This is a genomic window from Stenotrophomonas sp. PI_27 (assembly GCF_027854495.1).
GTDB lineage: Bacteria > Pseudomonadota > Gammaproteobacteria > Xanthomonadales > Xanthomonadaceae > Stenotrophomonas > Stenotrophomonas pavanii.
The window spans coordinates 79,119-102,491 of the sequence record NZ_JAJNOF010000006.1; the positions used below are offsets into that span (position 1 = coordinate 79,119).

Genomic DNA, 23,373 nt, shown 5'->3' on the forward strand with positions numbered 1-23,373 from the left:
AGTGCTGCTGTGCGTCCTTTCAGATCAGCGAAGCGGGGTAGCTTTCGTTCTCGAAAGCGGGTTTGGTGAGGCCCAGGGCCTCGTTCAGGGCGGCCGTTGTTGTCCAGATGCCGCCTTGGCCGTCGTATTGGACACGGATGTTCCGTTGCCTAGCCCAGCGCTCCACGGTGGCAAGCCGAGGGCGTTTCCCAGGCCGACACAGCTCCTGCAGATCGCGGAATTGGAGAACTTCGCCGATCACGGGCGGCGTCCTTGGGCGCTGGCACGGGCTCGGATGCGCTTGGCGGCAGGGTCGACCAGGCTGAGGTTGAACTGCAGGACGTTGTCGGCTGCCGCAGCCGGCCGCGCGCTGCGCGGCGGGCGGTTGAGCCGGCGCCACGCTGCGATGGCCTTGTCGGGATCGGCATGCTTGCTGGTTGACCTGCAGGCGCACTCGACCAGGTGACCACCGCCGGCGGAGGCGCAGCGCTTGTCGTGGATGTGGCGCGCGCGGTGGCCGGCGGCGCAGTTCGGCAACCCTTCCGGGTGGCTGATATGTTCCTGGGTCATGGCTTCTTGCACTCCTCGATGTGGGGGACCAGCTTTTCCAGCAGGAAGGCGGCTTGCTCGGCGCGCCTGCGGCGTTCGTACGGGTTGAGGTTCTGACGGGCGTCCCTGAGCCATTCCAGCGGCTCGACCAGCCACTGCGGGTCGAACGGGAGCAGGGTTCGCGGGTCGACCTTCTCGACCAGCGGGGAACAATCAGGGCCGGCCCAGTCCTCGCTGTCGCCGCAGCGAACGCAGACCCCGCCCTGGAAGTCGTGGATCTTCTCGGGCTGAATTACGCGTGGGGTCTCGAACAGGGCGCGGACAACGAGGCCGCGCTGGTGCCCGCCATACACGTGGCCGGCGTCGGCCTGCATCCAGCAGCCCGGCGCATGATCGTCCTTGTGGCGGTACTCCCAGCGCACCGGCTGCGCGGTATAGAGCGCTGTCATCAGGGTGTCGGCCCAAGCACGCACCTGGTTGGCGGCAACGCCGCCGCCGGCGGGATCGACGCGCCGCATGGCAGAGACGACCGCTGCGACAGGCGACGATGCCTTGGTGGCCTCGACAACGGTGGCCGGGGAAACGGGCAGTGGTGCGGTCATGCGAACAGGTCCAGTTGGGCCGGCGCGGCCGGCGGTGGTGCTGGTTCATCACGCAGCAGGTCGGCCATGCGGAACGTCACCGCCCATGCGTCCGTGTGGCGGATCAGGTACTGGTTTTCCTGGCACACAGAGATCTTCCCGGCGGAGATCAGGTAGCCGGCGTGCGCCGGTCCCGTGAACCCCTCGTACTCGATGCGCAGGATTTGCTCCCGTCGCCAGCCGGCGCGGAGCTTGCGATCGAGGATCGAGCGGGCAAAGGCTCGGAGCTGATCAGGGCTCATCGCGGTTTTCCTTGGGTGGAATCGGCCCGGTGTGGCGGTAGTCACGGAGCGGGTCGGTAATGAATCGGCCGCGCTCTTGGCGCTGCACGGTGTAGTCGGGGAAAGCCTCGGCGGGCAGGTGGGCGTGGGCTTCGTGCATCAGCGCGACGAAGCGCTCCTGCCACTCCAGTGGCATGGACTGAAGCGTTCGCCGAGGAACGACCAGGTATGCGGCACGGGTCAGGCCGAAGGCATTCCACACGGGGCCATCGGAGTAGGCGGACTGGATCGGCTCGGCTTGGTCCATTGCAGCGGTGAGCAACTGGTCAGCCGCCACACTCGATGCTGACGACGTGCCGCATTCAGCTGTACAGTGCACCACGTCCCCTACCGCGGCCGGCCCATGACCACTCGTGGCTTTCATCGAACCCTGCGCGGTTTCCACGATGGCTACCATTTCGTGCTGACCATCACGAGCAGCGTGGATCACGTTTTCTCGTACACAGCCGAAGTCGACGGCATCGCTGTCGAGTTGCGATCCGAGGGTGTGATCAGGAGCAAGGGCGACGCTATGCAGCTCGGCATGGCTGCGGTTGAGCGCCACGTGGCCGGCCTCGCGTCCAAGCGCTGAAGGGGTGCTTGTAGAAGCCGTGGTGGGCAGCTGGTCAGCCATGGCCTGCCAGCTCCATCGCTTCGACCATCGCCTCATCAAAGTCATCGGCAGGAAGTCCGGCTGACACCCCCGCGCCACCCTGGACGGCGTCGATGATCTGGTCACAGTCAACGTCAGCCGGCTCGCAGCCGTACTTCTCGACGCAGAATTCGCACAGCGCTTTGTTCGCGAGGTAGAACGCGCTGGCTGCCTTAGCTGCGCGATCTATCAGCCGCTGCAGCTTCTTGCGCTCGGTTGCGCTGTCGATGCTCATTTTCTTACCGCCTGGCTGTCGAGAACGCGGCGCGCAGCCTGCAGGTCTACGTCGTTGGCTTCCATCACATCGACCGGATCGCAGGTGCCGCCAAGATCCAGGATGCGATCCCGGGCAGACTCCAGCAGGCGCACGTAGGCTCGATACAGCGCCTTGAATTCGGCCAGGTCCACGGCCTGCGCGGGTGCATGCAGGTAGGCAGGCACCGAGTACGGTCGGACCGACGAGCCGCTGGCCCCTTGATCGCGCAGCGCGGTTGCCTTCTGCCGCGCAGAGATCACCCTTTCCCGGTCTTCCTCATGGACCCATGCGGCCGGCTCCCCCACCGGCTGGCGGGCGGCATAGGAAACCACTCGTTTTCCAGCATTGACAGCGGCATCCGCTTCGTCCTGGCGCTGGGTAATCTGGCCATAGGTGCCGTGGTCAATCCACCAGCACGGCGGCGCATCCCCCTGATCACCCGGGGAGGGCTGGGCGGAGAGGTATTGCCAAGCGCGCCACGCCCTTGCCGTCACTTCGAAGGCATAGCCACCGAGCTTGCCCTGGGCAAGCGGCAGCCTTTCCGTGCGGGCCCACTCCTCAAACCGCGCCCGCTCCGCCTGATCCCCCAGCCTCACCCTCCGACCGGGCTGCACGTCCGCCAGGGCCTTGTTGTCGTTGCTCATGCCTGCATGTCCTTGCTGTTGGTGGAGCGCGCGCTGTGCGCGGCGAGGTGTTCCCAGCGTTCGGCTTCGCCCACGTAGTAGTCGTGGCGTTCCTGCCGGACGGTGGCGGTGAACTGCACGTCGTGCAGTGCGCGTTCGGCGGCGGCGCGGTTGGCCGCTGCCATGCGGGCCGGGTCGTGATCGAAGATGTCGAGCTGGTTACGCACGCTGGACTCCTGGGATGGTTTGCCGGCTGTTGGAACCCGGCCGGCGCGGGCTCCCTGCGCTACAGGGGGAGAGCGCAGGGCAGGGGGTCAGTGGGTGTCGTCGGCGGGCAGCGGTGTGCGCGCTCTCTCTGCCGAGCGCTGCCGCATCTCGTTGCGGAATGCGGGCCAGTTGCGCCGCAGGTCGCGCACGCCGCACCAGGTGAAGAAGACAACGCCAGCACCGAAGGGCGGAAGGAGCGAGCCGGCATCGGTATAGATGGCGCGTGCGAGCAGCCCCAGCAGCAGGCCGACGACGACGGCGCAGTAGATGGGCAGGGCAAGGTGGCGCATCAGCGATGCCCCTTGACCGTCGCACGGACAGCGGTCCTTAAGCGATTCAGCTGTTGGCTTGCCCTGGCCTCGGCAGCCTGTTGCTTCACGCGAATTTGACAGTACGATTGCCTGCTGATCGTCTCCTGAGGAGCTTGGATGTACGTCGAGGTGTACCGCCGCTCATGCTTATGGGCCCAACTGACGGGCACTGTTGGCTGGCGATGGCGCCTGCGAACGTTCGACGGCGTGACGTTAATCGACGCACAAGAGACTTTCTCGGACCGGCGCAGTTGCCTTGCACTGGTGGCCCTGTTGATTTCAGGGCTCAATGCTCGTGTCGTGGACTCGCAGGTCAAGCGTGTCCTGCGCCGGAGTGGTGAAGACTGGCTCGAGGGTGAAGAGTTCAACCCAGCCATGCTTTGAAAGGTAGGGGGAGCATTCATCTTGTTGGCTCTCATGCAGCACCTGCCTGTGCGCGTGCTGCGCGGCGGGCTGCAGCGACAGCGCCTGCAGCGCTCTTGCCCTGCCGCAGGACGGCATTGGCTGCGATGCTGGCGGCGACGACGACTTGGTAGGGAAGGAGGCCCCAGCGACGCCCGGCGCGGGCGACGATGCCTGCTGCTGCAGCGGCGCGCTGAGCGTTGGAGTGGTGGGCGAGGGCGGCGCTCATGCGGCGGCGCCCTGCTGCGCGGCGCGCAGCTGCTTGGCGGCTTCCAGCAGCTGGCCGGCATAGCGCTCGGCTTCGTCGGCGGACTGGAGGAGGCGGGCAGCGCCCAGGTCGGAAACCACCTTGGCGCTGAGGCTGTCGGCGGCGACGGTTGGCGTCGACTGGCGGACGCCGAGGGAAAGGATGGCCATGCGTGATCTCCTGCGCCCGGCCCCGGGATGGGGTGGTGTTTGGGCGACAGGGAAAGACTACGGAATACCGTAATGTCGTGTCAAACGGAATTCCGTAGAGAATTATGAATCTACGGAATTTGGTTCATGAACGGCTCGACCACCCCTGCAAGTGATACGGCGGCGCCAGGCCAGGAGACTAGAGCACGTAGTTACGACGAAGCGCGACCGAGGTAGCCGGCGTAGGTTGGCACGTTTGGCCTCTACACAAGCTGCCTACTGCAAGACTAGGTCACAAGCATGGAAGACGATCAGCGAGGAAGTCATTGATTTTGCACATGAAATACGCGCGGCGGCATTTGATCCGCCTCCAGCTCCGCAAAGTAGTAGCCCTACTAATGACGAAGTACTCATTGGCCGATATGATTCGCACAGCCCAGGAGGGGCACTACAGGGGAAGAAATGGCTGAGTTCATTTTGAAGCACGTGAAGCATCCTGGCTTCTCGTCGAAGGTCGCTACTGGCGTGGCGGCAGGTGGTCCAACGGGCGACGGCAACGTCCACCTCACTTTCTATCGCGATGGCGTTGACCTCATCGAAGAATATTTCGAGCGCGAGGAAAAGCCTGTTCCGGGCGGTAAGGCAGTTGTGCTTTCCAAGGGCAAAAAGCAACCAAAGAGTCAATTCGTTCGTGAGGATCTGGTTCGACTTGTCATTCCGATCAGCCAATTGGACGAAATCAGCGTGCTGATCAGCAAATTGGCACTTAAGGTTGCTGGGCTGAAACAGGAAGACGACAAGGCTGAATCGCCGGAGGAGCCAGAGGTCAGCGATGGCCACTGATTGCGATGTAACGACCTCCAGTGGAGGACTTCACGCGACATTTGTTCCCGAAGTCGTAGCATCCATTCAGGGGACCAGTCGTATCGTTGAGTTGGATCTAAGGTCCTACAACACAAAGATTCGGGTGGTTTCGGACGTTCTTGACAGCTCCGAGAACGGAGGTGATGACCCTATGTCAGATAAAATTAACGAGATTGATGGACGTCTTCGCAATGTCGAGATCGACGTATCTGCGATGAAGGTCCGCCTTGAGAGCATGCCCTCCACCATTGCAATGTGGAAATCGATGGGGGGCGCAGCTCTAGTGACAATTGCTGGTATGTGGGCGGTGTTGACCTTCGCAGGTCCAGGCATCATGAAGGCTGCGGTTAAGGACGTGGTGTCAGAAGAGATGGCGAAGATGCCGCCAACGGTTGATGCACCTGGGCAACCAGCTCGCAAAAAGTAAAAAAGCCCCGCTTCGGCGGGGCTTTTTTGTTGTCCCAAATTGGGACAGTAGTGAGAACGGCCCCGCTAGTTAGAACTTCCGCAGCCCCGCATGGATCAGCGCCTTCCCCAGGATGCTCACATCGCCAGGATCCGGCCTATAGGCCGGGAAGTCGGTGTTGACGCTTACGACGTAGAGACCGTCGCCGCGCTTCTGCAGCATCTTGATCTGCGTCTCGCCACCAATGTTGATCAAGTAGTAGTCGTCGCCGTCGAAGTAGTCGCAGCTGGTGTCAATCCAGACAATGTCGCCGTCTTCGAGCTTGGGTTTCATAGACGGCCCGCGGCCGGTGATGATCTGGATCCTGCCTGGCTTGGGTAGGTAACCGAGCTTCCTGCGGACTTCCCATTCTGCGACCTCGATGGTCTTCACCACCTCTGGGTAGTCCTGGTTGACCATCCCTGCGCCCATTCCCGCACCCCCTTCGAACAAGTCGAAGCGAACATAGCCGGGTGGCGTCTCAGTCTCCGAGAACGATGCGACGGGGACCCCATCGCTGCCCTTGGGGCCGCGGCCGGTCTCCAGCCAGTCGGTATGGACGCCGAGCCGAGCGGCGATCTTGTGGAGGGCGGTGCTGGACTTCGATAGGCCCAGCTCAAGATTCGAAAGTGTGGTCGGCGCGATGCCGGCGAACTTCGCCAGTTCCCCGCGACTGATCCCCTGGGCTTCGCGCTCTGCGCGAATTCTTGTGCCAATAGTCTCCATTCCATCATTTGAACGGAACTCCGTAACGGAATGCCGTTGACTGGTGCCTACGGAATACCGTAGTGTGGTCGATATGGACAAATCTTGGGCTTCCATCATCGGTGAGCTTCAGTCGGCGGGCATGACGTATGCCCAGATCGGCGAGGCGATTGGCGCAGCTGGATCAACCGTAGGTGATCTCGCCACAGGGCGATCACAGTCGCCACGAGCTGCGAGTGCCTTTGCGTTGCTGAAGTTGCATTCGAGCCGGTTCCTCCAAGGCGGTTCGGCGGAAGGCGCAACCATTCGACACCTGGTCGACAGTCGCATGAGCAAGCGCGCGCTGCGCGCCCGTCTGGGTATTGCCAACGACAAGCACCTGGCCACTTTGCTGCAGCTCCCGGCCGAACAGGTGGAGGCGTGGCCGGAAGAGGGTGCGTTGCCCGCGCTGCCGCAGATCCAGCGCCTGCTCGGCGAAGAGCCCAAACCGCCTGATCCCGTAGCACCCACGGATTTCGACCATGACCGAATCGTCCCGGTCGATGCGGCCTGACTTGCCGCGCGCTGTAGCAGTTCGTTTCACAACTCCCTCCTGAACTCTCATACGGATATGTACGCAGATCCTTCGAACCTTCGTGACAACCCGATCAAGGTCCGGTTCAACGACACGGAAAAGGCCTTGATCGATGCGGCAGCGAACTTCAACGGGCGTCAGCCCGCGGTGTTCGTTCGTGACCTGGTGCTGGCCGGCCTTGCCGCGTTGGAACAGCGTAGCCCCGACCGTGATGTGGCCTGAAGGACCCAACGAGTCCCTGGGGAGGGTCCATGGAAATTCAGCTGTCGCGCGACCAGCGAAAGCAGCTTGATCAATACGCGGCCTCGCGGGGGATCACTCCCGAGGAGGCTGCAACAGAGCTGGCACGCGGCGAACTTGGGCGCCGCTACCGGCTCCCGAGAAGTAGCGGCGAAGTTGTCCCTTTTCAGGGCCTGAAACGTCCCGAAGACTCCACGAGGTAGTACCGATGAGCAGCACGCCCGCGCGCTCCACTGATCCGCACACCAGCCATGCCGCCGCTGCCGACCTCGTCGCCAGCGGAGCGCTGCGCGTCCAGCACGCCAAGACCGAGGCTGCTGTGATTCGCCATCCTGGCCAGAGCAGCCTGCATCTGTCGATGCTGACTGGCCTCGATCGCCACATGTTGGGTCGCCGACTGCCTGAGCTGGCCCGCGAGGGACGCATTTGGCGCGGCCCAACCGCGCCGTGCGCAACCACCGGCAAGCCTGCATGCACCTGGTGGCCGGTTGCGCCGGGCGAGAACCTGACGCTGGGGCTCTGACATGTCGACCATCATCATGTCGCAGTGCTGGCCGCTGCAGGGCCTGAGCGTCACGCAGAAGGCTGTGCTGATCTCGCTGGCTGATCAGGCCAACGACGACGGTGTGTGCTGGCCGGCGGTGGGCACCATCGCCGCGCGCTGCTGCATGTCGGCGCGCGCCGTGCGTACGGCAATGGATCATCTGGAGGCCGTCGGCCTGCTGACCCGTGACCGCCGGTTCAACAGCAGCACGGTCTACAGGGTCACTCCAGCCAGCTTCGACAAGGCCGCTGCGCCGTCGAAGGCCGGCCGCAAGTCTGGAAAAGCAGGTACTGCACCGGGCGCAGGGGCTGCGCCCCATGCAGGGGGTGCGCCCGCTGCAGGAGGGGATGCGCCCCATGCAGGGGGGGATGCACCGGGCGCAGGTCTAGGGGTGCGCCCCGTGCCGCCTAACCGTCATATAACCCTCAATGAACCGTCAGGAGAACCGTCACTTCCGGCGGGCCTGCCGGCCGCGCCGCTGGCGGTGGTTTCCGAGACCGACCTACAGGCTGCGTGCCGTGCTACCTGGGCGGCCTACGCCAGTGCCTACCGTGACCGCCACGGTGTGGCACCGGTGCGCAACGCCAAGGTGAACAGCAACGTCCGGCAGATCGTGCAGCGCCTCGGCCACGGCGAAGCCCCGCTGGTGGCCGCGTGGTTCCTGACCGTCAACGAGCGCTACGTGGTGCAGAACATGCACGACCTGGGCGCGCTGCTGGCGAAGTGCGAGGCATACCGCACGCAGTGGGCCACCGGCCGGCAGATGACCCAGGCCAGCGCCGCTCAGCAGGACCAGACGCAGTCCAACGTCAACGCGGCCGACGAGGCGAAGGCCCTCCTGCGCAAGATCAAGGGAGCCAGCCATGCTCAGTGACTTCGAGCAGGAGCGGCTTGTCGAGCTGCTGGTGGCAACGGCCGAGGTAATCGGCGACCGGATCAGCCCGAGCGCCGCCGTGTTCATGGTTTCGGACCTGGCGCAGTACCCGCTGCCGATGCTGGAGCGCGCGCTGGCGTTGTGCCGCCGGGAGCTGAAGGCGCGCCTTTCGCTGGCGGCGATCCTCGAACGCATCGAGGACGGCCACCCGGCACCGAATGAGGCATGGGCCAACGCGATCCGTGCCGCCGACGAAGGTGCGACCGTGGTGTGGACTGAGCAGACCCGCGATGCGTGGGCGGCGGCGTCGCCGCTGGTGCAGGCAGGCGACAAGATCGCGGCCCGGCCGGCATTCCTGGAGGTGTACACCCGGCTGGTGAAGGAAGCGCGCGCTGGACACCGCACGGCCACCTACCAGCTGTCCCTCGGCGGCGACGTGTCCGGTCGGGACAGCGTACTGCGGGAAGCGGTGGCCGCTGGCCAGCTGTTGAAGGAACAGGTGGCGGAGTACCTGGCACTTCCGCCCGCCACCCCAGCCTTCAACCCGCTGGCGCTGCTGGCTGGAACGGTTGAGCCATCGCCCACAGCGGACGAACGGACCCGTTCGCGCCTGGCCGAGATCGTCGCGCTGCTGGAGGGCAAAGCAGCATGAGCCCTGACCACTTCAACGTCGAAGTGCGCCCTGTGAGCGAGCCGGTCGCCGAGGCGGGCTGGTATCTGGCCTACGGCTACGGGATCAAGCCGCTGGTGGTCTACGCGACGCGCGGGATGACTGTCTGGCGCGATGGCATGCGGCGGATCCCGATCACTCGCTATGCCGGCCCGATCCCGGAGCTACGCTGATGTGGTCGAACGCACCGCCGCCGACCAGTGCAGAGGCAGCGCGAATCGAGCTGGCGAAGACGGGGCCGTGCATGGCGTGCCTAGTTCGCTACGCGCAAGGCCTGATGGCGAAGAAGCACGTGATCTACGGCTGCGAATACAACCACGCCAAGTCGGGAAACATCCGGCGCGGCCATTTCTTCGGCTACGCGCTGTGCCAGTGGCATCACCAGCGCTACCGAACGGAACACATGACGCAAAAGCAAATGGTGGCCCGCTGGGGCCCACCGCTGCACTGGTCCAAGAGATTCCACGAGGCGTTCGGATCCGACGACGACCTGATCGCACAGCAGACCTACATCAACGAATTGAGGGCGGCAGCATGAAGAAGACGAAGGCCATGGCGCCGAGGATCAACCTCCAGCGTGCGCCCCGCGAGCGGCGGATGGATCACAACACGGTATCTCGGCCGAAGCGGGTTAAGCCCGGCTCGATCGCCAAGGGCCAGGCCGAGACGGTGGAGCAGTTCGAGGCCCGCGGCGGGCAGGTGCAGCGCCTGACGGCCAGCTGGGAGCAGCGAGCATGAGCGCCCTTGAGCACGCTGCCCGAAGCCACCTTTGCAAAGCCATGAGGCTGCCACCGGACGGCGTCACTGCCGAGCTGATGATGGACCTGTCGATCCCACAGCTCGGCATCGTTCCAACGGCAGCCGCGCTCTGCGCGATCCGAGCGGCCTTGGCCTCGAACTGGAAGCCGATAGCCGAGGCGCCGCAGGACGGCACAAGGCTGATGCTGTGGGACTCGGTGAGCAAGCGGCCGGTGTTCGGCAGCTGGCGGGGTGACAACCCCAAGATCACGCACTATGCGGCCGAGCCGGCCGGCCCGGAGGTGCCTTCTTGACGGGCCACAACCGGACAGAGAAAGAGGCCCTCAAAAGGCCCGCACTGAATGACCACGAGGCGCGATGGCGCGCTGCACGAGCAAACCACCAAGGGGAAGGCGCATGCAAATGAACAATGCCCGCGAACTGCTGTCCAGCCGGACTGGCCCAAAAACAATGAGCTTCGACGGGGCTGCCGGTGGTCCGTCCACCCAGGAGATCGTCGCAGCGTTGGCATACGTCCCTCACGGGTTGGGGCATGAGCTGCTACAGGCACTGTGGTGGCCCGAGAGTGGCCAGCGTCGACGTGAGCAGTTGCGCCAGGCCGTCGTTGGTTTGGTCGCGCCCGAGTTCACCCGGCAGATGCACGACCTTGCCGATGCCCGGACGGAGTTCGGGATCGCCAAGGCCAGCATGGGCTGGGGCGGGGGCACGGTGACTGATGTGCAGCGACGTGAGCTGCGACGTGCCGAGCAGGCGCTGGAAGATGCACGGGCGGCGGCGTGGCCGAACAACACCATGGAGCAACTTGGGGTGCTGGCTGGGGCAGTGATCGAAGAGATGGCTGGGGCGTGTGAGTGTTCCCGCTGTGGAGGAAAGAAGGTTCTTCGGGACCCTTCGGTTGCGGGAGTCGTGAACTGCGACAGCTGTGGGGGGAGTGGGTTCGATCCGCTGAGCGGCCGAAAGCGCGCAGCCGCCATCGGTGCCGACTGGTCCGCCTACAGCCGGTTCTGGCGACCGGTCTATGAGTGGATGCTTTTCAACTTCCGTGCGGCCGAAGCGCGCGCTGCAAGGCAGTTCAGCAAGGCACTCACGCAGACCGCATAGCGATGACTTCCTAGGTCATCGAAAAAGGCGGCAATCTTGCCACCATCCAATCGCAAGCCCCGGCCCAGCCGGGGCTTTTTCTTTGCCCGGAGATGCTATGGCGCAGATCACTCCCCCACAGGCAGGCGGCGTGAACGTCGTGGCCTTCCTCGACATGCTGGCTTGGTCCGAAGGTACGGACAACGGCAAGCAGGCCACCAAGGACCGCGGCTATGACGTGATCGTTGGCGGGCAGTTGTTCAAAAGCTACGCCGACCATCCGCGCGTGCTGGTGGATCTTCCGACGCTCAAGATCCAGTCCACTGCGGCAGGCCGCTACCAGCTGCTGCGCCGCTACTACGACGCCTACAAAAAGACGCTCGGCCTGAAGGATTTCTCACCGCTGAGCCAGGACCTGATCGCGCTGCAGCAGATCAGGGAGCGTCGCGCGCTGCCGCTGATCCAGGCGGGCAGGATCCCCGAAGCCATCAAGGCGGTCAGCAACATCTGGGCGAGCCTGCCCGGAGCTGGCTACGGCCAGCACGAACAGAAGCTTGCCGACCTGTTGGCCGTGTACCGCAGGGCCGGCGGGGCGGTGGCGCCATGATCGGGGTCGACGTGGATTGGCAGGCAATCGGTACGGCCGTCGGCGGCCTGATGGTTGGGGCTGGCGGCGTGGCGCTGTGGTGGCGCAAGCAGTTCGTAGAGACAGCCAGAGAAGGTGCCGAGGTCAACGTGATCCAGCTGATGCGTGAGGAGGTTACCCGGCTGGGTGAGCGGGTTGGCCGGATGGAAGCTAGGGAGCTTCGCCTGATCCGCCACATCTACAGGCTTGAAGGGCTCATGCGCGCAGCCAGCTTGGAGCCACCACCGTTTGACCCGGATAGCGACACGGTCAGAGTTGGAGGAGGCGAATGAACCGCATCTTCGTCGCTGTTGCCGCCTTTGCGCTGTGGTCCGGAGCCATGTTCGGTGCCGGTTGGGTATGGCGTGGTGATCGCGCTGACGGCGCCGAAGCCCAGCAGCAGGCCAGCAGCAGTTCCGCCCAGCTGCAGCAAATCAACCAAACGCGTGCCGCTGAGCACGTTCAGACCGAGACACTGGCCACCATCGGAGCGAAGCATGAAGAAGACCGAACCGCGGCCGAGGCAATTCCTGCTGCTGTTGTTTCTGACCTGCGCAATGGGAATCTCCGCCTGCGCAACGACCTCGCCACCTGCCACACCGCTCGCCTGTCCGAAGCCGCAGCCGGCGCCGTCGAACGTGATGCGCAAGCCGAACTACGTCCAGAGATTGTCGGAGCTGTTGTTCGAATCGTCACCGAAGCCGAAGACCACGTCCTGGCCTGCCAAGCGGTAATCAACGCGCGCTAGCTCGGGCAGAAGAAATAGATAAGAGACAGAACACGGGCCGCGGAAGCGGCCTTTTGCATTTCAGGTCAGGGGCCCCGCGCTTGTTCTCGCGCGGGAGCGGGCAAGGAGCCCGGGGCTTGAATCAACCGCCTGAAAGGGCCAACCAAGGAGAAAGACCATGAGCAAAGAAGAAGACCTCAAGAAGAGCCAGCTGCCCGACATGCATCCGATGGGACCGGGTGATCCGACCAATAACGAGCCCGTACCGGATGACAGTTGGTACATCGAATCCAACCCGTTGTTCCGCGGCGCAGACATCGTCGGCGTCAACTACAAGGGCAATGTCGACGGCCTGCAGGTTGGCGGCAAGGTCAGCACCGGCTCGGCGACACTTCAGGTCAAGGAGGGTATGAGCAACGTCGGCCTGAGCTACAGCAATGAGCACGTGTCGGCATCGATCGGTTACACCGTTGGTTCTGAGAACGCCAATGTCACGACCGTCTACGACACCAATAGCGGCCTGGCTATTGGTGGCAAGCTGAAGTTTGGCAGCACCACGGTTGATTTCAACCAAAACAGCATCGGTGCTACCTACAACTTCGGAGGCGGCATCACTGCCGGCATCAGCGGCTCGATGAACGGCGGCCTTACCGTCAGTTTCGGCGGTAGCAACTGGGGCGGCGGGAGTGGGTTCTCGTTCTCGCTGGGAGCTACCAACTCTGGAGGCAGCTGGAGCGTGGACGCCCGCTTCAACCTGGTGTTCAACGCCAACTAAGAGGCACGGCTGCCAAGGAGGGTAGCCGAACGACTGGGCGCAGCCTTAGAGCTGCGCCTAGTTGTTCTGTGACCAGGACGGCTCTATGCAACTAGGTGGGAGCCAATGGCCAATCGAAATGGCGCTAATCGCATGATGGCACTCGGCCGGTTGAAGACTGGCGAGATGAACAAGACCGAGGCGGCGTATGCCGAGCGGTTGCGTGCGCTGCAAGCGGCAGGCGCGGTGCAGTGGCACCGGTTCGAGGGCATGAAGCTGCGCTTAGCCGACAACACGTTTTACACCCCGGACTTTGCAGTCATGGCTGCCGACGGCGTCATGGAGTGCCACGAGGTGAAGGGCCACTGGCAGGACGATGCCAGGGCCAAGATCAAGATTGCCGCGGCCATGTACCCGTTCCGCTTCATCGCGGTGAAGGTCAGGCGCAAGCGCGACGGCGGTGGCTGGGAAGTGGAGGAGTTCTGATGCGCGCGACAGTGACTGCGTCGGTAAGCCTGCGCTGGTGGCTGTGGTGGTATCTGGCTGCCGTGGTGTGGTTTGCCCGGGCCACAGGCATGGAACCGGACTGGGAGCGGGTTGAGTGGTGGATACGCCGCGGCCTGGTACTGCGAACGACGAGGGTTGGTGATGGACGCTGTACGGATTGAAGAGGTGGCGGCTGCCCTGACCGCTGAGCAGGCGGCGCGCGCTGGTGCTGATGCTGCCCTGGCAGCGCTCATCGAAGGCAGTACCGACAGCCGCATCGACCGACTGGTCGCGATCATCGAACAGCAGGGCAAGCAGATCGCCGAGCTGGCCATGCACGTGGGGCTGCTGGTGCAGGCGGTGGCGCAGCTGCTGGGCGAGGAGGCCGGTTCACCGGTGCAGGACGAAGGTGCCGAGCCGGAGCGAGTCGACCTGGACGGGAAGCCCTACTGATGGCGGCGGGCCCGACCCAGCGCCGCGGTAGGACCCGGCAAACAGGCGGCAGCGCCTTCGCACACCTGTACGGCACCGCGCGCTGGCAACGCACGCGCAAGGCGCAGTTGGAGCGTGAGCCGCTGTGCAGCAGGTGCAAGGCCAGAGGCCACGTCACGGTCGCTACGGTGTGCAACCACACCAACGGCCACCCTGCCGGCGAGACGGAGGAGATGTTCTGGGCAGGCCCCTTCGACAGCCAATGTGCCAACTGCCATAGCAGCGACCAGGCCCGACTCGAGCGAGGCGCCGCGCAGGTCCGTGGGTGTGACACCGACGGTTGGCCGATCGGTCACTGACGGTTCCACGGTTCATCGTTCCACGCCAGCGGGGTAGGGGGGCGAATTTATGGCGTTGGCCCGCTCCTAGACCGAGCGCCCCCTCAAACACGCGTATCCACAATTCACGGGACGACCCTCGAACGGGCACTCCCAGTCAAGAAATCCCGCATTTTCCCGAGGAATTCATGCCAAGGCCCCGATTGCCCGTCGCAAAGGCTGCGACAAGCGGCGCCGCCATCAAGAATCCCGGCCGGCACGCTGGCCGGAAGAAGCCGGTGGGCACACGAAGCTTGGGCGAGCCGTACAAGGCCATGACTGCGGCGGAGAAGCGGGCGTGGAAGGAATTCGCGACGGAAATGCCCTGGCTCAACGCGAGCCACCGAGTACTGCTCCGCCTTGCCTGCCTCTGGACGGCCCGGATGGATGACCCGAAAGCCGAGTTCGGCGTGTCAGCAACCCAGGCGCTCAGCTCGATTCTTTCGAAGCTGGGCGCCACACCTGTGGATGAATCGAAGGTCTCGCATGGCGGTGACGAAGAAGACCAGGGCGAAGAATTCTTCGGTGGCCCCAGCTCCGGCCGACCGCACTAAGGCGTATGCGCTGGATGTGGTGGCTGGCCGGATCGTTGCCGGCCCTCATGTCCGAAACGCCTGCCGGCGCCACCTGCAGGATCTGATCGAAGGCCCCGAACGGGGCCTTTACTTTGACCACGGGGCTGCCGAGTACGCGTTCCGCTACTTCGAGAACGTCCTGATGCTCTCCGAGGGTCAGTTCGAGGGCCGGAAGTTCGAGCTGCACCCTTCGCAGGCGTTCATCATCGGCTCGCTCTTTGGCTGGAAGGGCGCAGACGGCCTTCGCAGGTTCCGTCGCGCGTACATCGAGCAGGGAAAGGGCAACGGCAAAAGTCCGCTGGCCGGTGGGCTGGGCCTGCTGGGGATGACGGCCGCAGGCGAGGCCGGCGCACAGATCTACTCGGCGGCAGCGAAGAAGGACCAGGCGGGCATCCTGTTCGCCGACGCGGTGAAGATGGTCAAGAAGTCGCCGCTCCTGGCCAAGCGCATTGAGTTCGCTGGCGGTGAGGGTCGGGAGTTCAGCATGGCGCACCACGCCAGCGCGAGCTTCTTCCGGCCGGTGTCGCGCGACACGGGGCGCACCGGCTCCGGTCCTCGACCGTTCTTCGTGCTGGTCGATGAGGTGCACGAGCTTCCCGACCGGCGAATCATCGAAATGCTGGAGCGCGGCTTCAAGTTCCGCCGCGAGCCGCTGCTCTTCATGATCACCAACTCTGGCAGCGACCGGACCTCGGTGTGTTGGGAGGAGCACGAGCATGCCGTCAAGGTCGCCGCCGGCCATACCGAGGCGGTGAACGATCCGACCTTCGTCGGCGGCGTTATCGATGACCGCACCTTCAGCTACGTGTGCAGCCTGGACGACGGCGACGACCCGCTTGAGGACCCCAGCTGCTGGGCAAAGGCCAATCCCCTGCTGGGGGTAACTATCACCGAGCAGTACCTGGCGGACGTGGTGGCGCAAGCCAAAGCGATCCCCGGGTCACTGAACGGCATTCTTCGTCTGCACTTCTGCGTGTGGACCGATGCGGAGACCGCCTGGATGACGCGCCCAACGCTGGAACCGGCGCTGGCCGACTTCGACCCACGCATGCATGAGGGGCGCAAGGTCTACCTGGGCCTCGACCTGTCGCAGGTTCGCGATATCACCGCGATGGCTGCGGTCGTGGAGACCGGCACCGTCCCGGTGGAGGTGGAAGTCGAGGGCGAGAAGCTGATCATCGAGAAGCCGACGTTCGACGCCTGGATCGAGGCTTGGACGCCCGGCGACACGTTGGATCAACGGCAATTGCAGGACAAGCTGCCCTATCGCACGTGGGTCAACGGTGGACACCTGCACGCGCCACAAGGGCAGGCCATCAACTTCCGGCACGTGGCCCAGGTCATGGCCGAGTACGACAGCCGCTATGACGTGCAGCTGGTCGCGTACGACCGCTACGCGTTCCGCCGCTTCGAAGAGGAGGTCAACGACATTGGCCTATCTGTGACCTTCGCCGAGCACCCGCAGGGCGGTTGCAAAAAGGGCAAGCCACTGGAAGCGGCGGTGGAAGCCGCCGAGCAGTCGGGGCAGCCAGTACCTGAAGGCATGTGGATGCCCGGATCGCTGCGCCTGCTGGAAGAGGCGCTGCTGGAGGGTCGCCTGCGCCTGCGCCGCAACCCGGTTCTGGTGTCCGCAATCATGTCCGCCGTCATCGAATCGGACCGCTGGGGCAACAGCTGGCTGTCGAAGGCCAGGTCGGCAAACAAGATCGACGCCGCGGTGGCCCTTTGCATGGCCATCGGCGCGGCACACGCCATGCCACCGGATGCCGGCGGCATAGACGACTACCTGGAAAACGGCTTCTTTGGACTGATCGGATGACTACCTTTCGCTGGTACAACCCGCTGAGCTGGCGGTTCTTCGGATACGACGACCCTGCCACCGGCAACTACGTGGAGGTCGACCTATCCACCGGTGGCCGAGGCACCAAGGCGGGCGTCCGGGTGACGCCCAAGAAGGCGCTGACGGTCAGCATCGTCTGGTCGTGCGTGAAGGTGCTGTCCGAGTCCGCCGCGGGGCTGCCTTGGAAGCTGTATGAGGACGCGGGCGGCCTCCGCCAGCTGGTCAGGGGGAGCAGCCCGCAGAGGCGCCGTCTGCTTCGCCTGCTGAGTAAGCCGAATCCGTTCATCAAGTGGCTGGACCTGATCAAGGCGGTCGTGGTGAACATGGCGCTGCGCGGCAATGCCTTCGCCATCATCCAACGTGACGACGACGGTGGATGGATCGGCCTGATTCTCGTGCCGGTGGATAGCGTCCGCATCGACACCGACGACGGCCTGATCTACTGGGCGACGATCAACGGCAGCGAGACGCCGGTCTCGCCGCAGAACATGCTGCACTTCAAGCTGTTCAGCCCAGATGGCATCACTGGCCTGTCGCCAGTCGAGTATCAAGCCGAAACCATCGGCCTCGCGCGCGCTGCGCAGGACTGGTCCGCCCGGTTCATGCGCAAGGGTGGCTTCACCGGTGGATACATCATTTATCCCGGCTTCCTGACCAAGGAGCAGCAGGCGCAAATCAAGGCGAAGCTGCCGGATATCCGCCAGGGCGATGTGGACGACCTCGGCAAGATGGCAATCCTGCAGGGCGGGCCGACGATCACGCCGGCGGGCCTAACCCAGAAAGACAGCCAATTCATCGAATCGCAGCAGTTTCAGGAGGAGGCGCTCGCCGGCATCTGGGGCGTTCCGCTGTACCTGACCAACCGCGCTCGCTCCACGTCCGTGCTGGGCTCCAATTTGGAGCAGCAAACCAGCGGCTTCGTCACCTTCGGCCTGAAGCCTTACCTCGACGCGATCGAGAGCGAGATCAACGACAAGCTGTTCGCTGATGGCGACATGTTCGTGGAGGCTGTCGTGGAGGGCCTCCTGCGGGCCGACAGCGGCGCCCGTTCTACCTACTACAAGACGGCCCTAGGCGGCTCCGGCGGCTCTGGCTGGATGACGATCAACGAGGTTCGGGTGAAGGAGAACCTGCCTGTGCTGGAAGGCGAGCAATACAACCAGGTCACACGGTGGACCAGCAACAAGCCCGATTCCAGTAACGACGACCCAACGGGAGATCCCGCCAATGCTTAGCAAGTATTCCTGCCCGTTCGAGGTAAAGGCGGCAGACGATGCCGGCAACTTCGAGGGCTATGCCTCGGTGTTCAACAACGTGGATCTAGGCGAGGACCTGATCCTCCCGGGTGCCTTCGTCAAGGTGAAGACGACTCGGACTGGCCGACTGCGCCTGGCGCTGTACCACAACCTGACCCGGCTGATCGGCGATGCCGAGTTCAAACAGGACGGCAACGGCCTGCACTTGAAGGGCAAGGTCAACCTCAACGTCAGCTACGCCAAGGACGCCTACGAGCTGATGAAGGCCGGCACCCTGGACGAAATGTCAGTCGGCTTCAACACGTTGGAGGACGCGATCGAGAACCGCGAGGGCCGGCGGGTGCGCGTCATCAAGAAGGCCGAACTGTGGGAGGCATCGGTCGTTCCCTTCGGCATGAACCCGGAAGCACAGGTGATGAGCGTCAAGTCCGACGTTCGCGCCTTCGAATCGGCCCTGCGCGAACGCATGGGGCTGTCCCAGAAAGAGGCGGCGGCCGTCGCCTCGCTCGGCTTTCCCGCGATCCACCGTGACGGTGGCATTGGGGACACGGAGACCGTGAAGCAGCTGAAGCAACTCGGCACATCCATCGAATCCATTTTCAAAGGTATGAACCAATGAGCGAGAACATCAGTGATATCCGCGAGGGCCTGGAAAAGCAGCTGAAGGACGGCTTCGCCGGCCTGCAGAAGAAGTACGACAGCGCCTCGGCCGAGATCGAAAAGGGCAACCAGGTCACCACTGACCTGAAGAAGCAGATCCAGTCCGCCACCGACGAGATCCAGAAGGTCGTCGACAAGGTCCTGAAGCTGGAAGAAAAGGGCATCGGCCTGGGCAACCAACCCGGCACGAAGAAAGGCTTCATCGACTTCATCAAGGGCAACGACGAATACAAGGCGTTGCAGGGCCGTGAGAAGTCGGCAGCCGAGATCGAGGTCAAGAAGGACGATCTGGCGTCCATGCAGGAGACCAAGGCGGTTACCAGCGCAGGCATCGTCGTGCCGAACTTCGATCCGACGATCCAGCCGGGCATCCGCCAGGAACTGCGCATCCGCGACCTCATCCCGTCGATCTCCGTCACCGGCCAGAGCTACACCTACTTCCGCGAGAAGCTGCACACCCGCGGCGCCGGCCCGGTCGGCGAAGGCGGGGCCAAGCCGCAGAGCAACGCTACCTTCGAGCAGAAGACCGACCTGGTGAAGAAGCTGGCGGTCTGGATTCCGGTCACCGACGAAACGCTGGACGACGTGCCGCAGATGTACGGCTACCTGCAGCAGCTGCTGCGCTACGACCTGAAGCTGGAAGAAGAAGTCCAGATCCTGAAGGGCGACGGCCTGGGCAACAACCTGCCCGGCCTGATGACTGACGCCACGCTGTTCGATGACGCCCTTTCGAAGGCGAGCGACACCTCGATCGACACTGTCCGCCGCGCCATCTACCAGGTGCGCAAGCAGTCGAAGCTGTCGGCCGACGCCACGGTGATGACCGAGCTGGACTGGATGAACATCGAGCTGGAGAAGGACAGCCAGAACCGCTACCTGTTCGCCAACCTGCAGGGCTTCGTTACCCCGATCCTGTGGGGCCGGCCGGTGGTCGCCTCGGACAGCATGGACGAAGGCGACGGCACCACCACCGGTGGCGAGTTCCTGGTCGCCAACTTCCAGCGCGGCGCCACGATCTACGACCGCATGAGCTTCCTGTTCAAGGTCGGCCTGATCAACGACGACTTCGTGAAGAACCAGCGCGTGTTGCTGGTGGAAGAGCGCCTGGGCCTGGCTAAGCGCCGCGTCGAGGCATTCGTGAAGGGCCGCTTCAAGCCGCAGGCGTGATAGCGAGCTGATCCCGAACGAGGCCGGCGGCGCGCCGGCCTCTCTCTTCTATACGGAGCAGGAACATGAAGATCAAAGCCGAATGGGGCTTCCGCGGCGACGCCCCGAAGCTCAACGCCGAGACCGCCGATGTGAAGGCTGGCGACGTGTTCGATGGCGTGGATCCGGAATACGGACACGCGCTGGTCGGCAAGGGCCTGGTGGTACAGGTCTACGAAGGTGCCGCACCCCAGGAGACAAAGCCGGCCAAGCCCAGCGAACTGAAGGCGGGCGAGGGCGACGGTGTGGACGGAACTACCAGCACCGACGCAGTCCCAAGCACAGCCGCACCGGTGGTCGATGGTGCTGCGTCCGGTGAAGCTGTCACGGCCGGCGCTGTTGCCGACGCCGCCGCAGGGAGCCCGGCAGCCGATCAGGTCGGCGCTGATGAAAGGGCGCTCCTGATCCAGCAGCTGGAGGCCGCTGGCGTCGAGTTCGATCGCCGCTGGGGCGCTGCTCGCCTGGCAGCGGTGTTGGCCGAAGCCCAGAACAAGGATCCCGAGTAATGGCAATCACCCTCGACCTCGCGCTTGTGCGCGAGCAGTGCCGCGTTGTCGATGAGATCAGTGATGCGCTCCTGCAGACGTACGTCGACGCGGCCCTCGTGCACGTGGAGATGCACTGCGATCGGCGCCTGGTTGAGGGTGAGCCGTCCGGCGAAGAAGAGATGGCGCTCACGGCGGATGTGCACCAGGCGGTTTTGTTGATGGTCGGCAACTGGGCGGAGAACCGCAGTGGCCTGGGTGAGCTGACCTCGGAGATTGCCCTCGGGGTGTCACGACTTCTTTGGTACAGGAAGCGATTCTGATGGCTACTTCAGCAGGCCAGCGCCGGCACCTAATCCGCTTCGAGCGCGCAGTCGACGTCCGCGATCCACTAGGTGGGCCGCCCAAGAAGGAATGGCAGCTCGTCGCCGAGGCGTGGGCAAAGAAGACGAACCAACTCAGCGCGACGGCCGAGGCGGTCGCCGCAGGGGCGGAGCGATACCGCGAGCAGGTCCGGTGGGACATGCTCCCGCGACATGTCGAGCCCACTTGGCGCATTGTCGAGCGGGGCAAGCCTTATGCGATCAAGAGCATTGCACCGAGCAACGACGGTAGTGAGATGGCGATCATCGCCGTAGCGGGGTTGGGCAATGGCTGAGAAAGTTTCAATTCAGGGGCTGGATGGCCTGTTGCGCTCGCTGCGGGAGGCACCCAAGGCCATCCAGGGCAGGGCAGTCCAGGCCGGCATGCGTAAGGGCGGCAATGTCATCCGGGACGACGCCAGACGCCGGGCGCCGAAAGCAACGGGCTTCATGGCGTCTCAGATCGTCACCCGCCGGGCCAACTCCAAGAGCCGACAGCGCGCAGGTGTAGGCCGAGGCGGCGAGTACTTCACTGTAGGCGTTAAGACGGGGCGCCGCCGCAAGTACGCCAACACCAAGCGCAATCAACGGCGTGGGCGGACCGGTAAAACCTATGTCGATAGAGGCTGGGCCTACTACTGGCGGTTCGTCGAGTTCGGCACCAAGAACATGCGGGCGTCCCCGTTCCTCACGCCAGCAGGCGAGGCCAAGGGACCGGAAGCGGCCCAAGTGGTCATCGATGAGACCTGGGCGGCGCTCGACAAGCAGCTGAAAACGGATGGCTGGCGATGATGGTTCCTTTGATCCAATCCCTTCTGGAAAGCGATGCGGCCGTCCGGCAAGTGCTCGGCGACCCTGTCCGACTGTTCCTGGGTAGCGCGCCTCAGAACACGCCGCTCCCCTACGCGACTTGGGAGGTTGTCAACGGCTCGCCAACCGCGATGCTGTCCGAACCGTCGCCGGCTGACGGCTGGCGGGTCCGAATGACCGTATGGGGCGAGGTCCTCAGCCAAGCCAACGCCGCTGGCGTTGCTATCCGCGACGTGGTGGAGCGCGTGGGCGGCATCGAGTCGTACAACCCTACCCCCGACAGCGACGGCACGGATTCGGTGGGCATTTCATTCGACGTGCGGCTCCTGCAGCTGCGCTGATCTACACAACGGCAACCCGCTGGCCCCGCAAGGGGCCTTTTTCATGCCCGGCGACGGGCGCAATACAAGGAAATCCCTATGGGACAGGTAATCAAGTCGAAGCACTCCCAGCTGTTCGTCGCCACCGGCGCGGCCGAGGTCATCAAGGTGACCCGCCTGCGTTCGGTCGGCTTCCCCGATGGCCAGGCATCGGAGATCGATATCTCCGACTACGACGACGACTGGGACCAGTTCGTCGCCGGCCGCAAGCAGACCGGCAGCACCAGCATCGAGATCATCTACGACAGCGTCGACCACGAGAAGCTGGAAGAGCTGCATGAGACCGGTGCCGTCGTGAACTGGCTGGTGACCGCGCCGCTGTCGGAAACCGAAGGCGTGGCCAAGCCGACCGCCGTTGCCGGCAAGATCACCCCGCCGGACACCGTGCTGTCCAAGCAGTTCGACGGCTTCGTGCAGAACTTCGCGGTGACCAGCCAGGACAACGACGTCTGGAAGGCGACGATCACGATCCGCGGCTCCGGCGCCGTCACCACGCACCGCCCGACGCCGTAAGGCTGCGGCAACGGCGCACACCCAGGCCCGCTCCGGCGGGCCATCTCTCTGACGGGGCGCGCGGATCCTCCGCGTGTTAGCCGTGCGCGGCCCGCGCGCCCTGTCGCCATTCAAGGAAACGGCCAATGAGCAAGACCAGCGAAACCACCCAAACCCAGCCGCAGCAGCCCGCGAGCATCCTGCAGTCGTTCACCAACCTGGGCATGTTCGCCTCCAAGGACGTTCGCGCCGACACGATCACCTTGCCCAACGGTGCCAAGGCACAGTTCCATGTGCGCGAGCTGCCGGATGCGGAGTTCCGCAAGCTGTGGGGCGAAGGCGACCGCGCCAAGCTGATCGCAGCGACCATCTGCGACGAGGACGGCAAGCCCGTCATGAATGTGGAGCAGGCCTCCCAGCTCAAGCCGCTGGTTGCCGCTGAGCTGCAGCGTGTGGCTATGAAACATTCCGGCTTCGGCGAGGATGCTGCCCAAGCCCAGGCCGACGCGGGAAACGGCTAAGGCAGCGCGGCGAGGACTGGTTCTGGAAGGTCCTCGCCGGCCACCTGCATCGCACGGTGTCTGAGCTGCAGGCGAGCATGTCGCGCCGGGAGTTCTTGGAATGGTGGGAGTTCCATAAGCGTAATCCCATCGACCCCGTAAGCCTGCACATCAAGCCCGCTGCCTTCGCCGCGTACATCACCGCCTCACACAGCCAGGGCGGCACCAAGCGCTCCTTTCAGGAGTATCTGGAAACCCTCGTACCACGTTCCGAGGAGGACGAGGCACAGGACTGGTTCGATCGACTGGGATAGC

44 protein-coding genes are annotated in these 23,373 nt (G+C 64.2%); 32 read left to right on the forward strand and 12 right to left on the reverse strand.

Annotated features, from left to right (window positions below; translation table 11 throughout):
• Positions 1–19: 19 nt before the first annotated feature.
• From LRM18_RS09680 to LRM18_RS09720, 9 genes are all read right to left on the reverse strand, one after another.
• Complete coding sequence (locus LRM18_RS09680; protein ID WP_270953984.1) at positions 20–241, reverse strand: hypothetical protein; 222 nt, start codon at positions 239–241, stop codon at positions 20–22.
• Positions 238–549, reverse strand: a complete 312-nt coding sequence (locus LRM18_RS09685) for a hypothetical protein (protein ID WP_270953986.1) — start codon at positions 547–549, stop codon at positions 238–240. Before LRM18_RS09685 ends, LRM18_RS09680 begins: the two co-directional genes overlap by 4 nt.
• Positions 546–1,130: a hypothetical protein gene (locus LRM18_RS09690; RefSeq protein ID WP_270953988.1), complete on the reverse strand. Its 585-nt coding sequence runs from the start codon at positions 1,128–1,130 to the stop codon at positions 546–548. The genes LRM18_RS09685 and LRM18_RS09690 overlap by 4 nt, the downstream gene beginning before the upstream one ends.
• Positions 1,127–1,411, reverse strand: a complete 285-nt coding sequence (locus tag LRM18_RS09695; protein WP_100438680.1) for a hypothetical protein — start codon at positions 1,409–1,411, stop codon at positions 1,127–1,129. Before LRM18_RS09695 ends, LRM18_RS09690 begins: the two co-directional genes overlap by 4 nt.
• Positions 1,401–2,063 (reverse strand): hypothetical protein, encoded by a 663-nt coding sequence (locus LRM18_RS09700; RefSeq protein ID WP_270953994.1) that lies wholly within the window; start codon positions 2,061–2,063, stop codon positions 1,401–1,403. The genes LRM18_RS09695 and LRM18_RS09700 overlap by 11 nt, the downstream gene beginning before the upstream one ends.
• Positions 2,056–2,316 carry a hypothetical protein gene (locus tag LRM18_RS09705; RefSeq protein ID WP_270953996.1) on the reverse strand — a complete coding sequence of 87 codons (261 nt, stop codon included), beginning with the start codon at positions 2,314–2,316 and terminating at the stop codon, positions 2,056–2,058. Before LRM18_RS09705 ends, LRM18_RS09700 begins: the two co-directional genes overlap by 8 nt.
• Positions 2,313–2,981 (reverse strand): hypothetical protein, encoded by a 669-nt coding sequence (locus LRM18_RS09710; RefSeq protein WP_270953998.1) that lies wholly within the window; start codon positions 2,979–2,981, stop codon positions 2,313–2,315. The genes LRM18_RS09705 and LRM18_RS09710 overlap by 4 nt, the downstream gene beginning before the upstream one ends.
• Positions 2,978–3,187, reverse strand: coding sequence for a hypothetical protein (locus tag LRM18_RS09715; protein ID WP_074724819.1), 210 nt, complete (start codon positions 3,185–3,187; stop codon positions 2,978–2,980). The genes LRM18_RS09710 and LRM18_RS09715 overlap by 4 nt, the downstream gene beginning before the upstream one ends.
• Before the next feature lie 87 nt (positions 3,188–3,274).
• Positions 3,275–3,517 (reverse strand): hypothetical protein, encoded by a 243-nt coding sequence (locus LRM18_RS09720; RefSeq protein ID WP_270954000.1) that lies wholly within the window; start codon positions 3,515–3,517, stop codon positions 3,275–3,277.
• 138 nt (positions 3,518–3,655) lie between these two features.
• Here LRM18_RS09720 and LRM18_RS09725 point away from each other — a divergent pair, with 138 nt between their 5' ends.
• Entirely contained in the window at positions 3,656–3,922 is a 267-nt protein-coding gene (locus tag LRM18_RS09725; RefSeq protein WP_270954002.1) for a hypothetical protein, read from the forward strand.
• Between the two features lie 31 nt (positions 3,923–3,953).
• On the opposite strand, the gene LRM18_RS09730 is transcribed toward LRM18_RS09725, so the two are convergent.
• Both LRM18_RS09730 and LRM18_RS09735 read right to left on the reverse strand, forming a co-directional pair.
• Positions 3,954–4,169, reverse strand: a complete 216-nt coding sequence (locus LRM18_RS09730; protein WP_270954004.1) for a hypothetical protein — start codon at positions 4,167–4,169, stop codon at positions 3,954–3,956.
• Positions 4,166–4,357: a hypothetical protein gene (locus LRM18_RS09735; protein WP_134709540.1), complete on the reverse strand. Its 192-nt coding sequence runs from the start codon at positions 4,355–4,357 to the stop codon at positions 4,166–4,168. The genes LRM18_RS09730 and LRM18_RS09735 overlap by 4 nt, the downstream gene beginning before the upstream one ends.
• Before the next feature lie 441 nt (positions 4,358–4,798).
• Between LRM18_RS09735 and LRM18_RS09740 the strand changes: the two genes are divergently transcribed.
• The gene (locus LRM18_RS09740) at positions 4,799–5,179 is read left to right on the forward strand and encodes a hypothetical protein (protein ID WP_270954008.1); all 381 of its coding nucleotides are present in this window, start codon (positions 4,799–4,801) and stop codon (positions 5,177–5,179) included.
• 172 nt (positions 5,180–5,351) lie between these two features.
• On the forward strand, positions 5,352–5,627 hold the full coding sequence (locus LRM18_RS09745) for a hypothetical protein (RefSeq protein ID WP_270954010.1): 276 nt from the start codon (positions 5,352–5,354) through the stop codon (positions 5,625–5,627).
• A 69-nt stretch (positions 5,628–5,696) separates the two neighbouring features.
• Here the strand turns inward: LRM18_RS09745 and LRM18_RS09750 are convergent, their stop codons facing one another.
• Positions 5,697–6,371 (reverse strand): helix-turn-helix transcriptional regulator, encoded by a 675-nt coding sequence (locus LRM18_RS09750; RefSeq protein WP_099470468.1) that lies wholly within the window; start codon positions 6,369–6,371, stop codon positions 5,697–5,699.
• Positions 6,372–6,435: 64 nt separating this feature from the next.
• On the opposite strand from LRM18_RS09750, the gene LRM18_RS09755 reads away from it, so the two are divergent.
• The 29 genes from LRM18_RS09755 to LRM18_RS09895 all read left to right on the forward strand — a co-directional run bounded on the left by LRM18_RS09755 (position 6,436) and on the right by LRM18_RS09895 (position 23,372).
• Entirely contained in the window at positions 6,436–6,903 is a 468-nt protein-coding gene (locus LRM18_RS09755; protein ID WP_270954014.1) for a hypothetical protein, read from the forward strand.
• Positions 6,904–6,960: 57 nt separating this feature from the next.
• Positions 6,961–7,146, forward strand: coding sequence for a hypothetical protein (locus LRM18_RS09760; protein ID WP_008268731.1), 186 nt, complete (start codon positions 6,961–6,963; stop codon positions 7,144–7,146).
• A gap of 226 nt (positions 7,147–7,372) precedes the next feature.
• Positions 7,373–7,687 (forward strand): winged helix-turn-helix domain-containing protein, encoded by a 315-nt coding sequence (locus LRM18_RS09765; RefSeq protein ID WP_270954019.1) that lies wholly within the window; start codon positions 7,373–7,375, stop codon positions 7,685–7,687.
• Position 7,688: 1 nt separating this feature from the next.
• Positions 7,689–8,582, forward strand: coding sequence for a helix-turn-helix domain-containing protein (locus tag LRM18_RS09770; protein WP_270954021.1), 894 nt, complete (start codon positions 7,689–7,691; stop codon positions 8,580–8,582).
• On the forward strand, positions 8,572–9,234 hold the full coding sequence (locus LRM18_RS09775; RefSeq protein ID WP_270954023.1) for a hypothetical protein: 663 nt from the start codon (positions 8,572–8,574) through the stop codon (positions 9,232–9,234). Before LRM18_RS09770 ends, LRM18_RS09775 begins: the two co-directional genes overlap by 11 nt.
• Entirely contained in the window at positions 9,231–9,425 is a 195-nt protein-coding gene (locus LRM18_RS09780) for a hypothetical protein (RefSeq protein WP_005418745.1), read from the forward strand. The genes LRM18_RS09775 and LRM18_RS09780 overlap by 4 nt, the downstream gene beginning before the upstream one ends.
• Positions 9,425–9,790, forward strand: a complete 366-nt coding sequence (locus LRM18_RS09785; RefSeq protein ID WP_270954027.1) for a Ref family recombination enhancement nuclease — start codon at positions 9,425–9,427, stop codon at positions 9,788–9,790. The genes LRM18_RS09780 and LRM18_RS09785 overlap by 1 nt, the downstream gene beginning before the upstream one ends.
• Complete coding sequence (locus LRM18_RS09790; protein WP_270954029.1) at positions 9,787–9,990, forward strand: hypothetical protein; 204 nt, start codon at positions 9,787–9,789, stop codon at positions 9,988–9,990. The genes LRM18_RS09785 and LRM18_RS09790 overlap by 4 nt, the downstream gene beginning before the upstream one ends.
• Positions 9,987–10,304 (forward strand): hypothetical protein, encoded by a 318-nt coding sequence (locus LRM18_RS09795; RefSeq protein ID WP_270954031.1) that lies wholly within the window; start codon positions 9,987–9,989, stop codon positions 10,302–10,304. The genes LRM18_RS09790 and LRM18_RS09795 overlap by 4 nt, the downstream gene beginning before the upstream one ends.
• Before the next feature lie 109 nt (positions 10,305–10,413).
• On the forward strand, positions 10,414–11,112 hold the full coding sequence (locus tag LRM18_RS09800; RefSeq protein ID WP_270954033.1) for a hypothetical protein: 699 nt from the start codon (positions 10,414–10,416) through the stop codon (positions 11,110–11,112).
• Between the two features lie 97 nt (positions 11,113–11,209).
• A complete protein-coding gene (locus LRM18_RS09805; protein WP_270954035.1) occupies positions 11,210–11,698 on the forward strand; it encodes a glycoside hydrolase family 104 protein in 489 nt (162 codons plus the stop codon).
• On the forward strand, positions 11,695–12,009 hold the full coding sequence (locus LRM18_RS09810; RefSeq protein WP_180832858.1) for a hypothetical protein: 315 nt from the start codon (positions 11,695–11,697) through the stop codon (positions 12,007–12,009). Before LRM18_RS09805 ends, LRM18_RS09810 begins: the two co-directional genes overlap by 4 nt.
• Positions 12,006–12,464: a lysis system i-spanin subunit Rz gene (locus tag LRM18_RS09815; RefSeq protein ID WP_270954040.1), complete on the forward strand. Its 459-nt coding sequence runs from the start codon at positions 12,006–12,008 to the stop codon at positions 12,462–12,464. Before LRM18_RS09810 ends, LRM18_RS09815 begins: the two co-directional genes overlap by 4 nt.
• A 157-nt stretch (positions 12,465–12,621) precedes the next feature.
• Entirely contained in the window at positions 12,622–13,218 is a 597-nt protein-coding gene (locus tag LRM18_RS09820; RefSeq protein ID WP_270954042.1) for a hypothetical protein, read from the forward strand.
• 165 nt (positions 13,219–13,383) lie between these two features.
• Positions 13,384–13,683 (forward strand): DUF1064 domain-containing protein, encoded by a 300-nt coding sequence (locus tag LRM18_RS09825; RefSeq protein WP_270954044.1) that lies wholly within the window; start codon positions 13,384–13,386, stop codon positions 13,681–13,683.
• A gap of 162 nt (positions 13,684–13,845) precedes the next feature.
• The gene (locus LRM18_RS09830; RefSeq protein WP_270954045.1) at positions 13,846–14,136 is read left to right on the forward strand and encodes a hypothetical protein; all 291 of its coding nucleotides are present in this window, start codon (positions 13,846–13,848) and stop codon (positions 14,134–14,136) included.
• A 595-nt stretch (positions 14,137–14,731) separates the two neighbouring features.
• On the forward strand, positions 14,732–15,046 hold the full coding sequence (locus tag LRM18_RS09835) for a hypothetical protein (RefSeq protein ID WP_270954047.1): 315 nt from the start codon (positions 14,732–14,734) through the stop codon (positions 15,044–15,046).
• Complete coding sequence (locus LRM18_RS09840; RefSeq protein ID WP_237826720.1) at positions 14,979–16,886, forward strand: terminase TerL endonuclease subunit; 1,908 nt, start codon at positions 14,979–14,981, stop codon at positions 16,884–16,886. The genes LRM18_RS09835 and LRM18_RS09840 overlap by 68 nt, the downstream gene beginning before the upstream one ends.
• On the forward strand, positions 16,883–18,142 hold the full coding sequence (locus tag LRM18_RS09845; RefSeq protein ID WP_270954051.1) for a phage portal protein: 1,260 nt from the start codon (positions 16,883–16,885) through the stop codon (positions 18,140–18,142). The genes LRM18_RS09840 and LRM18_RS09845 overlap by 4 nt, the downstream gene beginning before the upstream one ends.
• Positions 18,135–18,782 carry an HK97 family phage prohead protease gene (locus tag LRM18_RS09850; RefSeq protein WP_134945719.1) on the forward strand — a complete coding sequence of 216 codons (648 nt, stop codon included), beginning with the start codon at positions 18,135–18,137 and terminating at the stop codon, positions 18,780–18,782. The genes LRM18_RS09845 and LRM18_RS09850 overlap by 8 nt, the downstream gene beginning before the upstream one ends.
• Positions 18,779–19,990 carry a phage major capsid protein gene (locus LRM18_RS09855; RefSeq protein WP_270954056.1) on the forward strand — a complete coding sequence of 404 codons (1,212 nt, stop codon included), beginning with the start codon at positions 18,779–18,781 and terminating at the stop codon, positions 19,988–19,990. Before LRM18_RS09850 ends, LRM18_RS09855 begins: the two co-directional genes overlap by 4 nt.
• A gap of 65 nt (positions 19,991–20,055) precedes the next feature.
• The gene (locus LRM18_RS09860) at positions 20,056–20,535 is read left to right on the forward strand and encodes a hypothetical protein (RefSeq protein ID WP_270954058.1); all 480 of its coding nucleotides are present in this window, start codon (positions 20,056–20,058) and stop codon (positions 20,533–20,535) included.
• Positions 20,535–20,837: a head-tail connector protein gene (locus LRM18_RS09865; protein ID WP_270954060.1), complete on the forward strand. Its 303-nt coding sequence runs from the start codon at positions 20,535–20,537 to the stop codon at positions 20,835–20,837. The genes LRM18_RS09860 and LRM18_RS09865 overlap by 1 nt, the downstream gene beginning before the upstream one ends.
• The gene (locus LRM18_RS09870; RefSeq protein ID WP_058982001.1) at positions 20,837–21,172 is read left to right on the forward strand and encodes a head-tail adaptor protein; all 336 of its coding nucleotides are present in this window, start codon (positions 20,837–20,839) and stop codon (positions 21,170–21,172) included. The genes LRM18_RS09865 and LRM18_RS09870 overlap by 1 nt, the downstream gene beginning before the upstream one ends.
• Positions 21,165–21,668 carry an HK97-gp10 family putative phage morphogenesis protein gene (locus LRM18_RS09875; protein WP_270954063.1) on the forward strand — a complete coding sequence of 168 codons (504 nt, stop codon included), beginning with the start codon at positions 21,165–21,167 and terminating at the stop codon, positions 21,666–21,668. Before LRM18_RS09870 ends, LRM18_RS09875 begins: the two co-directional genes overlap by 8 nt.
• A complete protein-coding gene (locus LRM18_RS09880; RefSeq protein ID WP_270954065.1) occupies positions 21,665–22,027 on the forward strand; it encodes a DUF3168 domain-containing protein in 363 nt (120 codons plus the stop codon). The genes LRM18_RS09875 and LRM18_RS09880 overlap by 4 nt, the downstream gene beginning before the upstream one ends.
• 78 nt (positions 22,028–22,105) lie before the next feature.
• Positions 22,106–22,579, forward strand: a complete 474-nt coding sequence (locus LRM18_RS09885) for a phage tail tube protein (RefSeq protein WP_182680993.1) — start codon at positions 22,106–22,108, stop codon at positions 22,577–22,579.
• Positions 22,580–22,704: 125 nt separating this feature from the next.
• Complete coding sequence (locus LRM18_RS09890) at positions 22,705–23,079, forward strand: hypothetical protein (protein ID WP_270954068.1); 375 nt, start codon at positions 22,705–22,707, stop codon at positions 23,077–23,079.
• A gap of 56 nt (positions 23,080–23,135) precedes the next feature.
• Positions 23,136–23,372 carry a hypothetical protein gene (locus LRM18_RS09895; protein ID WP_231109155.1) on the forward strand — a complete coding sequence of 79 codons (237 nt, stop codon included), beginning with the start codon at positions 23,136–23,138 and terminating at the stop codon, positions 23,370–23,372.
• Position 23,373 lies beyond the last annotated feature (1 nt).